Origin of the sequence: Streptomyces brasiliensis, assembly GCF_014647875.1 — a bacterium.
Lineage (GTDB): Bacteria > Actinomycetota > Actinomycetes > Streptomycetales > Streptomycetaceae > Streptomyces > Streptomyces brasiliensis.
This window is the reverse complement of the sequence record NZ_BMQA01000005.1, coordinates 266,735-280,891: the sequence shown is the minus strand read 5'-3', so window position 1 is coordinate 280,891 and position 14,157 is coordinate 266,735. Positions and strand designations below refer to the sequence as shown.

The following is a 14,157-nucleotide window of genomic DNA, read 5'->3' as shown; positions in this document are numbered from 1 at the left end:
CGACACAACATATGGGGGTGCCGCCGGCGAGCGGCACAAGATGTATGCTCATGCTCGCTGTCGCCGCAGGGGAATCCGGTGCGAATCCGGAACTGTCCCGCAACGGTGTACATGCGTGCATCCGCACGCCTGCTTCAGTCCGAGGACCTGCCGACAGCGCGCCCGGCCGTCCGGTCGGGTGCCCTGACGTCCGGGCCTCGTGGAGTGGGCCGGTGGACGCGACGCCGCGTGCGCTCGTGTGCTGCCCCCTGCCCTCCGCAAGGCCCCGTGCCGAGCGAGGGAGAGTCCCACGTGACCATCGCGCCAGCCGAACCGGCTTCAGCCACCGGTCCGTCCGCCCCGGCCCCGGAGCCCGACGGTCCCGGAAGCGCGCTGCTGCGCACCCTGACCGAGCTGACCGCAGACCTCCCCGACGCCGACCCCGGCCGGGTCGTCGCCGCCGCGCTGCGCGGCCGGTCGGCGCACGCCGACGAGACGGAGCTGCGCGAGCTGGCGACCGAGGCCGCCGCCGGCCTGATCTCGGAGGACCCCGCCTACTCGCGGCTGGCCGCCCGCCTGCTGACCATCGGCATCCGCGCCGAGGCCGCCTCACAGGGCGTCACCTCGTTCACCGAGTCGGTCGCCGTGGGTCACCGCGAGGGCCTGATCGCCGACCGCACCGCCGAGTTCGTACGGCTGCACGCCCGGCGGCTCGACGCGCTGGCCGACCCTGCCGCCGACGACCGCTTCGGCTACTTCGGCCTGCGCACCCTGCACAGCCGCTATCTGCTGCGCCACCCGCACACCCGCAAGGTCGTCGAGACGCCCCAGCACTTCCTGCTGCGCGTGGCGGCCGGCCTCGCCGAGGACGACACGACCCGCTCGGTCGACGAAGTCGCCGCGCTGTACGGCTTGATGAGCCGCCTCGACTATCTGCCCTCCTCCCCCACGCTGTTCAACTCCGGTACGCGGCACCCCCAGATGTCGTCCTGCTACCTCCTCGACTCCCCGAAGGACGAGCTGGACTCGATCTACGATCGCTACCACCAGGTCGCCCGGCTCTCCAAGCACGCGGGCGGCATCGGGCTGGCGTACTCCCGTATCCGCTCCCGGGGTTCGCTGATCCGCGGCACCAACGGGCACTCCAACGGCATCGTCCCGTTCCTCAAGACCCTCGACGCGTCGGTGGCGGCGGTGAACCAGGGCGGCCGGCGCAAGGGTGCCGCGGCCGTCTACCTGGAGACCTGGCACTCCGACATCGAGGAGTTCCTTGAGCTGCGCGACAACACCGGTGAGGACGCCCGGCGCACCCACAACCTCAATCTCGCGCACTGGGTCCCGGACGAGTTCATGCGCCGGGTCGACTCCGACGGCCAGTGGTCGCTGTTCTCGCCGTCCGACGTACCGGAACTGGTCGACCTGTGGGGCGAGGAGTTCGACGCCGCGTACCGGGCGGCCGAGACGAAGGGCCTCGCGAAGAAGACGATCCAGGCCCGCGATCTGTACGGCCGTATGATGCGCACCCTCGCACAGACCGGCAACGGCTGGATGACCTTCAAGGACGCCGCCAATCGCACGGCCAACCAGACGGCGGCCCCGGGCAACGTCGTCCACTCCTCCAACCTCTGCACGGAGATCCTGGAGGTCACAGACGACGGGGAGACGGCGGTCTGCAACCTGGGGTCGGTCAACCTGGGTGCCTTTGTCGACACGGCGACGGGCGACCTCGACTGGGAGCGGCTGGACGAGACGGTCCGCACCGCCGTCACCTTCCTCGACCGCGTCGTCGACATCAACTTCTACCCCACCGAGCAGGCGGGCCGTTCCAACGCCAAGTGGCGTCCGGTGGGCCTGGGCGCGATGGGTCTCCAGGACGTCTTCTTCAAACTGCGCCTGCCCTTCGACTCGCCCGAGGCACGCGACCTGTCCACCCGCATCGCCGAGCGCATCATGCTCGCCGCGTACGAGGCCTCCGCCGATCTCGCCGAGCGGAGCGGCCCGCTCCCGGCCTGGGAGAAGACGCGTACCGCGCAGGGAGTCCTGCACCCCGACCACTACGGCGTCCAGCAGGCGTGGCCGGAGCGCTGGGCCGCGCTGCGCGAGCGGATCGCGTCCGTCGGCATGCGCAACGCGCTGCTGCTCGCCATCGCCCCGACGGCCACCATCGCCTCGATCGCGGGCGTGTACGAGTGCATCGAGCCGCAGGTGTCCAACCTGTTCAAGCGCGAGACCCTCTCCGGCGAGTTCCTCCAGGTCAACTCGTATCTGGTGAACGACCTCAAGGAGCTGGGTGTCTGGGACGCCCGCACCCGTGAGGCGCTGCGCGAGTCCAGCGGCTCGGTGCAGGACTTCGCCTGGATCCCCGAGGACGTACGGGCCCTGTACCGCACGGCGTGGGAGATCCCGCAGCGCGGACTGATCGACATGGCGGCGGCCCGCACCCCGTATCTGGACCAGTCCCAGTCGCTGAACCTCTTCATGGAGACGCCGACCATCGGCAAGCTCTCCTCGATGTACGCGTACGCCTGGAAGCAGGGCCTGAAGACGACGTACTACCTGCGCTCGCGCCCGGCGACCCGCATCGCCCGCGCGGCCCGGGCCACCGTCCCCGTCCAGCAGATCGCCGACCCCGACGCGGTCGCCTGCTCCCTCGAGAACCCCGAGTCCTGCGAGGCCTGCCAGTAATGCCCGCCCGCCACCCGACCACCGACCCTGGAGGACGGCGCTTCGCGCCGATTGCCATGACTGACCAGAATCTCCTCGACCCCGGCTTCGAGCTGACGCTCCGGCCCATGCGCTACCCCGACTTCTACGAGCGCTACCGGGACGCCATCAAGAACACCTGGACCGTCGAGGAGGTCGACCTCCACTCGGACGTCGCCGACCTCGCGAAGCTGACACCGGGTGAGCAGCATCTGATCGGCCGGCTGGTCGCGTTCTTCGCGACGGGCGACTCGATCGTCGCGAACAACCTGGTGCTGACGCTGTACAAGCACATCAACTCTCCCGAGGCGCGGCTGTACCTGAGCCGTCAGCTCTTCGAGGAGGCCGTGCACGTCCAGTTCTATCTGACGCTGCTGGACACGTATCTCCCCGATCCGGAGGACCGCGCCGCCGCCTTCGCGGCCGTGGAGAACATCCCGTCCATCCGCGAGAAGGCGGAGTTCTGCTTCAAGTGGATGGACTCCGTGGAGAAGCTGGACCGGCTGGAGTCCCGGGCCGACCGCCGCCGCTTCCTGCTCAACCTCGTCTGCTTCGCCGCGTGCATCGAGGGACTGTTCTTCTACGGCGCCTTCGCGTACGTCTACTGGTTCCGCAGCCGTGGTCTGCTGCACGGTCTCGCCACCGGCACCAACTGGGTGTTCCGCGACGAGACCATGCACATGTCCTTCGCCTTCGACGTGGTCGACACCGTCCGCAAGGAGGAGCCGGACCTCTTCGACGACGAACTCCGGGAGCAGGTCACCGACATGCTGCGGGAGGCCGTCGAGGCCGAGCTGCAGTTCGCGCGCGACCTGTGCGGTGACGGCCTCCCGGGCATGAACACCGACTCCATGCGGCAGTACCTCGAGTGCGTCGCCGACCAGCGGCTCACACGGCTCGGCTTCGCTCCGGTCCACGGCTCGGAGAACCCGTTCTCCTTCATGGAGTTGCAGGGGGTTCAGGAGCTGACCAACTTCTTCGAGCGGCGTCCTTCGGCGTACCAGGTGGCGGTGGAGGGCACCGTCGACCTGGACGAGGACTTCTGACCCTCCTCGCCGGCCCGCTCCTCCTGGGCCTCCCTGAGCTGCCGGTCGACGCGCCGGTCGCGTACGACTCCGATCAGCGACGGGAGGGCCAGGAGGACGAGGATCCCGAGGACGGTGACCATTCCGATCATGCCTTCGATCTGGTTCGTGTTCATGGACACCACTGTCGCGCCGAATGCTCCTTACCGTGAGTGGCAGGACTGCCGCACACCCTCGAATTGCTGCCACTTCTGAGGCACACTGGCGGCATGCTGACGAACGTGGCCGTCCCCCTGCTCGACGGCGTGCATCCCTTCGAACTCGGCGTGCTGTGCGAGGTGTTCGGGCTCGACCGCAGCGACGAGGGGCTGCCGGTGTACGACTTCGCCGTGGTCTCCGCCGAGGGCCCGTCGCTGGGCACCCATGTCGTCGGGCTCACCGTGTCGACGCCGTACGGGCTCGACCGGCTGGAGGACGCCGACCTGATCGCGATCCCGGCCTCGGACGCGAACGTCGACCGGGAGTATCCCCCCGAGCTGCTCGACGCCCTGCGCCGGGCCGTGGGCCGGGGCGCCCGGGTGCTGAGCGTCTGCTCGGGCGTCTTCGTGCTGGGCGCCGCCGGACTGCTCGACGGGCGGCGCTGCGCGGTGCACTGGCGGCACGCGGACCTGCTGGCCCGCCGCTTCCCGCGCACCCGGGTCCAGCCGGACGTGCTCTACGTGGACGAGGACCCGGTGATCACCTCCGCGGGCACCGCGGCCGGCATCGACGCCTGTCTGCACATCGTGCGCAAGGAGCAGGGCCCCGAGGTCGCCAACAAGATCGCCAGGCGCATGGTGGTGCCGCCGCACCGGGACGGCGGACAGACCCAGTACATCGAGCGGCCGCTGCCCAAGGACACCTGCGACACCGTGGGCGAGGTGCTGGCCTGGATGGAACAGCACCTCGACCGGGAGGTCACCGTCGAGCAGCTCGCCGCGCGCGCTCATATGGCGCCGCGCACCTTCGCCCGCCGCTTCCAGCAGGAGACCGGCACCACCCCCTACCGCTGGATCTTGCGCCAACGCGTACTGCTCGCCCAGGAGTTGCTGGAGGGGAGCGACGAGACGATGGACGCGATCGCCGACCGCACCGGCTTCGGCTCGGCGGCCGCGCTGCGTCACCAGTTCGTCCGGGCGCTGGGGACGACGCCGAACGCCTACCGGCGCGCGTTCCGGGGCCCGCAGGCCGCCTGAACGCGCGCCGGGATCAGCGGACGCCCCTCACCAGGGCAGGGGCTTGACCAGCAGGTTGTCCGGACGGAGCGTGATGCCGACCCGGGGCGTGTCCTTCGACCCGGCGACCTGCTCGAAGCGGTACTTGGCCGACAGCGCCGCGATGACCAGGCTGAGCATCGCCATCGAGAAGTGGTCGCTGGGGCACTTGCGGTTGCCGACGCTGAACGGACGCATGGCGTACTTGGGCACGTCCTTGGACCGCTCCGGCAGCCAGCGGTCGGGGTCGAACCCGAGGTTCTCCGAGTAGGAGCGGTGGTCGCGCTGGATGGCGTACGGGCTGTAGATGATGTCCGCCCCGGCCGGAATGCGGTACCCGCCGAGCTCGGTGTCGGCCACCGCCCGACGCGTCAATACCCATATGGCCGGCCGCAAACGCATGGCCTCGACCAGAACGTTGTTCGTGTACGAGAGCTTACGGACGTCATCGAATGCGACGGGCCGGTCGCCACCGGTCACGGATTCGACCTCGGCACGCACCTTCTCCGCGTGTTCCGGGTGTTCGGCGAGCACGTGAAGCAGCCACATGATCGTGGACCCGATCGTTTCGCTGCCCGCGGTGAGTATGTCGACGACCTGGTCGTGGATCTCCTGTTCCCCGATGGGGTCGCCATTGTCGTCCTTCGCCTCCAGCAACGCCGTCAGCAAATCGTCCGGCTTTTGACCGGACGCGCGGCGTTCGGCGACGATCTCGTCGACCAGCAGATGAAAATCGGCCAGGGCCCGGTTGAATTCGCGGTTGGCCGGAAGGGGCAGTTTGTACAGCGGTCCGAGCGGGACCACCATCCGCCGGTACATGCCCCGGAAGAGGGTGGCGAGCGCACCGCACAACCGATCAGCCGCCTCGTCCATGTAGTGGCCCCGCAGCAGACAGCGGGCCGCGACGCGCACGGCGATGCGGAAGGACTCGGACGTGCAGTCGACGGTCTCACCGGGCTTCCAGCGCTCGGTGAGCGCGTGCGCCTCCTCCTCCATGATCGGCCCGTAGGCGGGGATGGCGTCGAGCCTGAACGCGGGCTGGATGGTGCGTCGCTGACGCCGGTGCAGGGCGCCGTTGGCGGTGGCCACCCCCTCCTTCCCGAGCAGGTCTTCGAGGGACTCCCACAGCGGGCCCGCGACGTGGTAGTCGGGGCTGAGCGCCACCGCGCCGGTGAGGGCCGGGGTGGTGACGGCGTACACCGTCTTCGGGCCGAGCTTCAGCCGTACGACGTCGCCGTGGTCGCGCAGCTGCGACATGAAGGCCAGCGGGTCACGGACCAGTTTCCAGCCATGGCCCAGGAGCGGGACGGTGCCCCCCGCGAGGGGCGGCTCGATCGGCTCGGGCGCCTCGGGCGCCACGGGCTTCACGGGCTTCACGGATTCGACGGTCATTTCTCACCTGCCGATTCGTTGTTGACGTACGGGGGCGTGGACCGGTCGTCCCAGCTGTCGACCATGTACCGGCCGGACTCGTGATGGAACCAGTAGACCGAGCTGAACCAGTTCCGCATATTGCCGACGCAGGCCCGCATGGCGACGCTGACTTCCTTTCCGTGCGTCGTGCCGTCGGCGAGGTCGTCGGCGAACCGCAGCGATTCCTGCTCAACCGCAAGAAATTCGGTGATGCAGTCGTCCACGCGTCGCCTCACCTCCGCGACCGCCTCTTCCAGATTCAGCCCCTCATGCGTGATGAGACTGATTCCGAGATTGTGAACCTCGTCCCCCGCAATTTCTTTCGGAAGTGAACACAGATCGTTGTACCAGGCGGCGAATTCTTGACTCAGCAGCGCCGGACGGCGATATGCCGGGTGCTTGCGCACGGCGTCCGGAATTTCCAGTCCCGCGCTCGGCTCCAGCAGATCCGTCCAGATCCAGTGCGCGAAGGTCAGACGTCTGAGGGCGAGGTACTCCTCGACCTGCGGGACGTATCCCTCGGTCCGGTTGCGGAACTCCCGGTCGTACGCGTCGATCACCGCGTGGAAGTGCCGGGCGAAGCGCGCGTTCCAGGTGCGCGGCAGGAACGAGTACAGCCGCATCATGCTGTCCGCGAATCCCGCGACCAAGGGATCCGGGTGGTGCAGGTGGTGCCGTGGTGCATCCAGAGCCGCGTGCAGCCGCAGCCGCAGCCGTCGCCAGTCGCCGGTGCGGCCGTGCACGACATCGCGGTCGTGACGGTCGTCCCAGACGAAGAACCACGCACTGTAGTCGGCGATCGCCTGCATCACCTCGTCGGGGGCGCCCAGGTAGTACCCCGCCATCAGGTCCGTGTAGCAGAGGCCGTCGACATGTTCCTCAACCTTGTCCGCCGGCATCAGCCGCTTTTCGAGCAGCCAGAGGCGTGTCTTCTCCTGGAGCTTCGGCCAATACGGATGCAGCTCCCGTGGAAACTCCGCCTCGATCACCGGGAGGGCGAGCGACGGTGGAACGGTCACCGTCGTCGGCGTCGATGTGGTGCCGTGTGGTAAAGCGTGCACGAACAAACCCCTCTCAGCCGCCAGTAACGCACACCCCTCCCGTTGTGCCGGGCGTGCGCCGTTGCGTATCCCCGCACTTCCATTCAGCACCACAACTCAGCGCTCTGGGAACGGATTTGCTCCATTCGCTACCCCAAGGTGCCGAGAATCTCCCCTTGTGTGACTGAATAAGAGGCGCTAGACACAGGGAGCGGCCGAATGTACGGGGCACACATGAACGACGCCTGGTCAGAACGATTCTGACCAGGCGTCACAGGCGTCGTCGTGCGTCTCAGTCGTTGGCGACCACCGGGTAGCGCGGCTCGTTCTCGGCCATCTGCCGCAGCGCATCCCGGCGCTCACGCTTGGAGAGCCGGTCGATGTAGAGGTAGCCGTAGAGGTGGTCGGTCTCGTGCTGCAAACACCGCGCAAAGTAGCCGGTGCCGCGCACCTTGATCGGGTTGCCCTTCTCGTCCTGCCCGGTGACCTCGGCGTAGTCGGGCCGGGCGAGCGGCGCGTAGGCCGTCGGCACGGACAGACAGCCCTCGTTGCTCTCGTCCAGGTGGCGCTTGTCGGCGGGCAGGTCGACCAGCTTGGGGTTGCAGACCACACCGACGTGCCGGGTGCCCTCGTCGTCCTGGCAGTCGTAGACGAAGACCTTCAGGTCGACGCCGATCTGGTTGGCGGCCAGGCCCACGCCCTCGGCGGTGCGCTGGCTGGCGAACATGTCCGCGACCAGCTGCTCCAGCTCGGCGCCGAACTCGGTGACGTCCTTGCACTCCTTGTGCAGCACCGGGTTGCCGACGACCGTGATGGGCCGCGAGGTGCCGCGCTCACGCCAGGCGTGCTCGCGCTCGTCGGTGTCCACGATGTCGATGACGAAGCCCTCGTCGTTCACGGGAAGCACGCCCGCGTGCTGCTGATCGGTGTCCTGCTGCGCCATGACCGACGTATGCCTTCCTGCAAGTCCTGGAAAAATCTGGAGTACAGCCTAGTCGGGGTCCCTGCGGATGACCGGCTCAGCAGACCTCTTCCAAGTCCCGCCAATCCCTCGAGTCGGGGCTGTCCGCGACCCACCCGTCCAGCAGCCCCCTCACGAGCGTGGCGGGCGCGGCGACGCCGCACTCCCGCTCCGGCACCCACAGCTGCCCGTCGGTCCGGTGGCCGAGCGGGCCCGGGTGGCCCGGCTCGCTGTGGTCGTGCGGGTCGAGATGGACACCGTCGCCCTCGTCGGACGGCATCCGCGACTCCGAGCACATGCGGCACAGCAGCCGTACGGACGACGACCAGTCCTCCGCGGCGAATCCGGCGTCGGCCGCGAGCTGCTCCAGCGCGTCCCGGTCGGCCTCGGTCGCCGCCTCCAGGAGGACCACCCAGGTCGGCACGGGTGACGGCGCCCACAGCTCGATCTCGTCGAAGACCGGGTAGGCGTGACCCGTGGCGGTGGTGCGCTCGCCGTGGGGCACCCCGTCGTGCAGCACGACCTCGCCCCAGCGTCGCCCGGACGAGGGAAGCGGAATGGACAGCACCTCGATGCGCGCGGGATCGAGCCGCCGGCCCCAGACGACCTCGGCCTCCCCCTCCGGCGACATCCGCACGGCCGCGCTGCCCAGCTCCATGCCGAGTGGCTCCCCGGCGGCGGCACCTCCCCCAGCCTTCGGCCGGGAGGTGCCCCCGGGCACCCGCAGCCCGTAGGCCTGCCAGGCGCGGCGGGCCAGCGGCCAGTCCTGCAGGGCGGTGGCGGCGATGCCGACGTTCCACCAGTCGGGCGCGCCGGACTCCCGGTCGAGGAGGGCCACGGCGCGCAGTCCGGCGGCGCGGGCCTGCTCCCAGTCGTGCCGGAACTTGTGCAGCAGCGCGAGGTTGAACCAGGACTCCGACAGCCAGGGCTCCAGATCGGCGGCGCGGGTCAGCAGCTCGCCCGCGTCCTCGTACCGGCCGTCGCCGATGAGCGTGAACGCCCTGTCGGTGGCCTGCCGCCAGGAGGCGGAGGGCCGGTGCCGTCCCTTGCCGAAGATCCTCACGATTCCCGCCTGCCAGTTCCAGTTCCGCACAGTGGGCTGGCTTGTGCCCCCGGACACCCTCTCCCTCGCATCCAACCACGTACGGCGGGAGAGCCGCTCATTACCCATGGGTTACCCAGCCAGGGGCAACCTAAGGCCGCCCCGTGAGAGCACCCGGGCCAGCGATTCCACGACCTCGGGCGCATAGTCCCCGGCCGTTCCCAGCCGCAGTTCCTCGAGCGCCTTGAGCGGGCCTCCGGGTCCGGCGTCCCGGGCCTTCTCCTCGTAGGCGTTCACGGTCCGTACGATCCGCGCGGCCATGGGCTGTTCCGGGTAGGGGTCGGCCTGGCGCTCCACGACCACGGCGACCGCGGCGTCCACTCCGGTCTGCCGTACGACGGCGCCGCCGAGCAGAGCGATACGGCGCTGTTCGGCCGGAGGAAGTCCGGCGGTGGCCCCGGCGGGCACCGGGTCGACGAGGCTCAGCTGGCCGATGTCGTGCATCAGGGCGGCGTACTCCAGCACGGTCAGGTCGGGTCCTGACAGCCCGAGGTCACGGCCGACGGCCTGGCTGAGGGCGGCGACGCGGCGGGCGTGCCCGGCCGGGGTGCAGCCGGCCACCTCGGTGGCCCGGGCGAGGGAGGCGATCGTCTGCCGGTAGGTGGCGCGCACGGCGGCGTACCGGCGCACCGAGAGCTGGGTGAGCAGCAGCGGGAGACAGAACACGGGCAGCGCCCACAGGCCGACGACGGCGACCGCCAGCGCCATCACCGCGCCGGTCGCGCACACCGCGGACCCGATGCCGGGCAGTCCGCGCAGTTCGTCCCGCAGCAGGGGGCCGAACGGCCAGCCGGTGCGGCAGTGGGCCAGCGCGGCGGCGAGCACGGCGTCGCACAGGGCGGTGAGGACGAGGAGCGCGAGGAGCAGCAGGGCGTGGGCGGTGCCGCCCCAGGCGCCGAACAGACCCCTGGCGTAGAGGGGTTGGAAGCATATGGCGGCGAAGCCGACGGTGAGGACGCGGCGGGCGAGGCGATCGGGCACGTCGGTACGGCCGCGCCAGATGTGCGGGACGTTGCCGAGCAGGGAGGCGGCGAACACGACGCTGACGACCTGCGCGGCCCCGCCGGCGTCGGCGAGCAGGGCGTACGACAGGGCTGCCGCGGTCCCGAGCGGCGCTGCCTCCCGGTCATGGGCGCCGGTGGCGGGGGTGGCCCCGGCACGGACGGCCCCGGAATCCCGCGGCAGGCTCAGTTCCCCGACGACGATGAGCGCACCGAAGGCAAGGGCGACACCACGATCGTCGAGCCCGCCCCAGAAGGTCATCCCGAGGGCCCCGAGAACAAGCACTCCGGCACACCCGTGGACAACCCGGAGCCCGCTCACGGCTCCGCACCACTCGGGTCTGCCGCCCAACGCGGTCATCGAGGTGCTCGTGGGCCGGTGGACACGGGGGTGGCCCTGGGGTTCGCACTCGATGTCTCGTCCGCGGTCACCGTGGGGCGCCAGTCGTGGCGGCGCAGGGCCCGGGTCAGCGCGCCGACCATGCGGGGGTCGAACTGTGCCCCGGCGCACCGCTCCAGCTCCGCCAGCGCCGTCGGGACGGGCCGGGCCCTGCGGTAGGAGCGCGTGGAGGTCATCGCGTCGAAGGCGTCGGCGACCGCCACCACTCGTGCGCACTCGGGGATCTGAGTCCCCACCAGGCCGTACGGATATCCGCTCCCGTCCAGCCGCTCGTGGTGGTGCAGGATCGCCGCCCGGGCCTCGCCCAGGAAGGAGATGCCGCGAACCATCTCGTGCCCGTACTCGGGATGCAGTTCGATCACGCGCCGCTCCTCGGGCGTGAGCGGTCCGTCCTTGCGCAGCAGCCGCGTCGGCACGCCGAGCTTGCCGACGTCGTGCAGGATCCCGGCGAACCGCAGCACCTCGACGCGCTCGTCGTCCATGCCCAGCTCGCGGGCGATCATCACGGAGGCCTGTCCGACGCGTTCGCTGTGCCCACGCGTGTAGCGGTCCTTGATGTCGACGGCCTGCACCAGCGCGCGGATCGTCGCCTGGTGGGCCGCCCGCTCCCGGTGGTACTGCGCGAACACCCACCAGGACACGCCCATCGGCAGCAGCACGAGCAGCGCGGCGACGGGACCGTACGGACTGCGCCACAGCACGGCCATCATCAGTCCGGCGAGACCGTGCGCCCCGATCGGCGCCAGCGACCGCGGCAGCAGCCCGCGCCACGCCCGCCGCACCGGCACCGTCTCGGCAAGGGCGAGGACGCCGCCGTCGAGCACGGCCAGTACCAGGCAGAACGCCAGCACCGCGGCCCCGGCGGGCACGAGCGCGTAAGGGAAGTCGGAGCCGACGACCGCGTCCCGGCCGCCCAGCCCCTCGTGCACCTGCGCCGCGGCCCACACGGCCAGCGACGACTGCGCGGCGCGCCAGATCCGCCGCAGCGGCCGCGGCTGCGCGGCACCGGCGAGCAGGATCCCCGGCAGCGGTACGAGCGCGGCGACGGGCGGCGGCAGCAGAAAGGCCCCGGCGAGCAGCACGGGGTAGAACGTTCCGCCGAACCGGCGCAGCACGACGTGCTCGCAGACCGCGTACAGCGCGGCGAGCGGCGCGACCGCGCCCCAGGGCACGGGGGTGTCGGGCAGCGGCAGCAGACAGAGCACGGCGAGGACGGCGACCAGGGCGACGTACACACGTGCCCGCGCCGGCACCGCGTCCATGGCACCTCCCCCGACCATGCCTTTCCAGGCTCCGGAGCCTAGGACGGCGGTCGCGGGGGACGCGGGACTATGTCCGCAGAATTAGCACGTTCGGGTGAAACCTGCGGTCACCGGGGAGCGCGGGGACCCCGAGGAGTCAGGACTCCTGCGGTGTGGCGGGCGTGGCCGTCACGTCGTGTTCGGGGACCGTCTGCCCGGAGCGGATCAGGTCGATCCGCCCCATGACCTTGGCGCGCAGGTCCGTCGGTACGTCGTCGTGGCCGCAGCACCGCTTGACCAGCTTCTTCACCGCCTGCTCGAGGCCGTACTTCTCCAGGCACGGCGAGCATTCCTCGAAGTGGTGCTGGATCTTGTCGCGATCGACTTCCGGCATCTCACTGTCAAGGAACTCGTACAGATGATCGAGTACCTCACTGCAGTCCGTCTCGTGCGGCTCTCCGCAGCTCATGAGCCCGAGCCTTTCGCTTCGTCCGACTCTCCGGCGCCGGCCGGGACGAGCCCGCGCTCGCGGGCGTAGTCCTCGAGCATGCCGCGCAGTTGACGGCGGCCCCGGTGGAGCCGGGACATCACCGTACCGATGGGTGTCCCCATGATGTCCGCGATCTCCTTGTACGCAAAGCCCTCTACGTCCGCGAGGTAGACGGCGATGCGGAATTCCTCGGGGATCGCCTGCAGCGCTTCCTTCACGTCCGAGTCGGGCAGGTGGTCCAGCGCCTGCGACTCGGCGGAGCGCAGTCCGGTCGACATGTGCGACTCGGCGCGCGCCAGCTGCCAGTCCTCGATCTCCTCGGCCGCGCTGCGCTGCGGCTCGCGCTGCTTCTTGCGGTACGAGTTGATGAAGGTGTTCGTGAGGATCCGGTACAGCCACGCCTTGAGGTTCGTGCCCTCACGGAACTGGTGGAAGGACGCGTACGCCTTCGCGTACGTCTCCTGCACCAGGTCCTCGGCGTCGGCCGGATTGCGCGTCATGCGCAGTGCGGCCGAATACATCTGGTCGAGGAATTCGAGCGCATCCCGCTCGAAGCGCGCGCTGCGCTCCGTGCTGGACTCAGCGCCGGCGCCCTGGCCCTCGGGCAGCTCCGCCTGGCCGTTGTCGGTCCCTGCGTCGGTCCCAGTGACCGGACCCACCTCCTCAAGATCCTGGGCAGGACCGAGACCGGTCCCACTCGTTTTGGAGGATAGAACACGACCCGTGCCTGCCGCCGCTCGAATCGGAACGGTCTTGGCCGCGCGCAGCACCGACCAGTCCAGGTCAGGCTTGCTGCTGCTGCGGCTCGGGCAGATGGTCGAACCCATGCGGCGGACTTCCTCTCCTACGACGGCGGTGCCATGCCTCAAGCACTTCTGTCCGCCTCAACAGTGGGCCCGGCCGCCACATTCCCGTCCCTTTACCCGAGTGACGTGACCCACCGCGCGACACCCTCGGTGACGATCTCGAGTGCCCGTTCCTGTCCGATCTCCGCCCGTTTGGGCACGGCGAACCCGTGATCGCCGTACGGCACCTCGACCAGTTCGTAGGGCCCCTCGGGAAACTCCTCCGGCTTCCCGAACGGATCGTTGCCGCCCTGCACCACGAGCGTGGGCACCCCGGCGCCGAGCAGCTCGTCGGCACGGGACTTCTCGGGCCTGCCCGGCGGATGGAGCGGGAAACCCAGGGCGAGGACGGCGTGCGCGCCCAGCTCGGTCGCCGTACGACAGGCCACCCGGGCGCCCGCGCTCCGCCCGCCGGAGATCACCGGCAGACCGCTCTTGGCCAGCACGGGCCAGACGCCCCGCCATCCCACGTCGAGGGTCTTCGGGGCGGGTGCGACCTTCTTCCCGGCCACCCGCCACGGCTGCTCCACGAGCGCGACGCTCACCCCGCGCCCGGGCAGCACCTCCGCGAGCGCCCGCAGGTCCCGCGCCTCGATGCCGCCGCCGGCGCCATGGCTCACGGCCAGCAGGAACTTCGGCTTCTTCGCCTTGTGCCAGGTGACGCGGGCGTCCCCCGCGTCCGTGGCGATGATCTCCGTCGTCAC

Annotated in this window: 13 protein-coding genes and 1 riboswitch; of the genes, 3 read left to right on the top strand and 10 right to left on the bottom strand. The window is 70.1% G+C overall.

Annotated features, from left to right (window positions below; genetic code table 11):
* Positions 1-7 precede the first annotated feature (7 nt).
* Positions 8-169, top strand: a riboswitch (cobalamin riboswitch).
* A gap of 122 nt (positions 170-291) precedes the next feature.
* Together IEZ19_RS10675 and IEZ19_RS10670 are read left to right on the top strand one after the other, a co-directional pair.
* Positions 292-2,664: a ribonucleoside-diphosphate reductase subunit alpha gene (locus IEZ19_RS10675; RefSeq protein ID WP_189310880.1), complete on the top strand. Its 2,373-nt coding sequence runs from the start codon at positions 292-294 to the stop codon at positions 2,662-2,664.
* Positions 2,665-2,720: 56 nt separating this feature from the next.
* Complete coding sequence (locus IEZ19_RS10670; protein WP_189310879.1) at positions 2,721-3,728, top strand: ribonucleotide-diphosphate reductase subunit beta; 1,008 nt, start codon at positions 2,721-2,723, stop codon at positions 3,726-3,728.
* On the opposite strand, the gene IEZ19_RS10665 is transcribed toward IEZ19_RS10670, so the two are convergent.
* Entirely contained in the window at positions 3,641-3,883 is a 243-nt protein-coding gene (locus IEZ19_RS10665; protein WP_189310878.1) for a hypothetical protein, read from the bottom strand. The genes IEZ19_RS10670 and IEZ19_RS10665 overlap by 88 nt on opposite strands.
* A gap of 93 nt (positions 3,884-3,976) precedes the next feature.
* Between IEZ19_RS10665 and IEZ19_RS10660 the strand changes: the two genes are divergently transcribed.
* Positions 3,977-4,942: a helix-turn-helix domain-containing protein gene (locus tag IEZ19_RS10660; protein ID WP_189310877.1), complete on the top strand. Its 966-nt coding sequence runs from the start codon at positions 3,977-3,979 to the stop codon at positions 4,940-4,942.
* Between the two features lie 27 nt (positions 4,943-4,969).
* Here the strand turns inward: IEZ19_RS10660 and IEZ19_RS10655 are convergent, their stop codons facing one another.
* The 9 genes from IEZ19_RS10655 to IEZ19_RS10615 all read right to left on the bottom strand — a co-directional run bounded on the left by IEZ19_RS10655 (position 4,970) and on the right by IEZ19_RS10615 (position 14,157).
* Positions 4,970-6,352, bottom strand: coding sequence for a bifunctional albaflavenone monooxygenase/terpene synthase (locus tag IEZ19_RS10655; RefSeq protein ID WP_189310876.1), 1,383 nt, complete (start codon positions 6,350-6,352; stop codon positions 4,970-4,972).
* Positions 6,349-7,434 carry an epi-isozizaene synthase gene (gene cyc1, locus IEZ19_RS10650; RefSeq protein ID WP_189310956.1) on the bottom strand — a complete coding sequence of 362 codons (1,086 nt, stop codon included), beginning with the start codon at positions 7,432-7,434 and terminating at the stop codon, positions 6,349-6,351. The genes IEZ19_RS10655 and cyc1 overlap by 4 nt, the downstream gene beginning before the upstream one ends.
* A gap of 271 nt (positions 7,435-7,705) precedes the next feature.
* Positions 7,706-8,356 carry a peptide deformylase gene (gene def / locus IEZ19_RS10645; protein WP_189310875.1) on the bottom strand — a complete coding sequence of 217 codons (651 nt, stop codon included), beginning with the start codon at positions 8,354-8,356 and terminating at the stop codon, positions 7,706-7,708.
* 76 nt (positions 8,357-8,432) lie between these two features.
* Positions 8,433-9,437 carry a tetratricopeptide repeat protein gene (locus tag IEZ19_RS10640; protein WP_189310874.1) on the bottom strand — a complete coding sequence of 335 codons (1,005 nt, stop codon included), beginning with the start codon at positions 9,435-9,437 and terminating at the stop codon, positions 8,433-8,435.
* A 111-nt stretch (positions 9,438-9,548) separates the two neighbouring features.
* On the bottom strand, positions 9,549-10,838 hold the full coding sequence (locus IEZ19_RS10635) for an HD-GYP domain-containing protein (protein WP_189310873.1): 1,290 nt from the start codon (positions 10,836-10,838) through the stop codon (positions 9,549-9,551).
* Positions 10,835-12,139, bottom strand: coding sequence for an HD-GYP domain-containing protein (locus IEZ19_RS10630; protein ID WP_189310872.1), 1,305 nt, complete (start codon positions 12,137-12,139; stop codon positions 10,835-10,837). Before IEZ19_RS10630 ends, IEZ19_RS10635 begins: the two co-directional genes overlap by 4 nt.
* A 136-nt stretch (positions 12,140-12,275) precedes the next feature.
* Positions 12,276-12,587: a mycothiol system anti-sigma-R factor gene (gene rsrA, locus IEZ19_RS10625; RefSeq protein WP_189310871.1), complete on the bottom strand. Its 312-nt coding sequence runs from the start codon at positions 12,585-12,587 to the stop codon at positions 12,276-12,278.
* On the bottom strand, positions 12,584-13,267 hold the full coding sequence (gene sigR / locus IEZ19_RS10620) for an RNA polymerase sigma factor SigR (RefSeq protein ID WP_189310870.1): 684 nt from the start codon (positions 13,265-13,267) through the stop codon (positions 12,584-12,586). The genes rsrA and sigR overlap by 4 nt, the downstream gene beginning before the upstream one ends.
* A gap of 260 nt (positions 13,268-13,527) precedes the next feature.
* Positions 13,528-14,157, bottom strand: coding sequence for an alpha/beta hydrolase family protein (locus IEZ19_RS10615; RefSeq protein WP_189310869.1), 630 nt, complete (start codon positions 14,155-14,157; stop codon positions 13,528-13,530).

Bases quoted from the DNA above. Each gene is read 5' to 3' on its own strand.
- IEZ19_RS10670 (WP_189310879.1), top strand. From the start codon at position 2,721: ATGACTGACCAGAATCTCCTCGACCCCGGCTTCGAGCTGACGCTCCGG.
- IEZ19_RS10665 (WP_189310878.1), bottom strand. From the start codon at position 3,883: ATGAACACGAACCAGATCGAAGGCATGATCGGAATGGTCACCGTCCTC.
- IEZ19_RS10660 (WP_189310877.1), top strand. From the start codon at position 3,977: ATGCTGACGAACGTGGCCGTCCCCCTGCTCGACGGCGTGCATCCCTTC.
- IEZ19_RS10655 (WP_189310876.1), bottom strand. From the start codon at position 6,352: ATGACCGTCGAATCCGTGAAGCCCGTGAAGCCCGTGGCGCCCGAGGCG.
- def (WP_189310875.1), bottom strand. From the start codon at position 8,356: ATGGCGCAGCAGGACACCGATCAGCAGCACGCGGGCGTGCTTCCCGTG.
- IEZ19_RS10635 (WP_189310873.1), bottom strand. From the start codon at position 10,838: ATGACCGCGTTGGGCGGCAGACCCGAGTGGTGCGGAGCCGTGAGCGGG.
- IEZ19_RS10630 (WP_189310872.1), bottom strand. From the start codon at position 12,139: ATGGACGCGGTGCCGGCGCGGGCACGTGTGTACGTCGCCCTGGTCGCC.
- rsrA (WP_189310871.1), bottom strand. From the start codon at position 12,587: ATGAGCTGCGGAGAGCCGCACGAGACGGACTGCAGTGAGGTACTCGAT.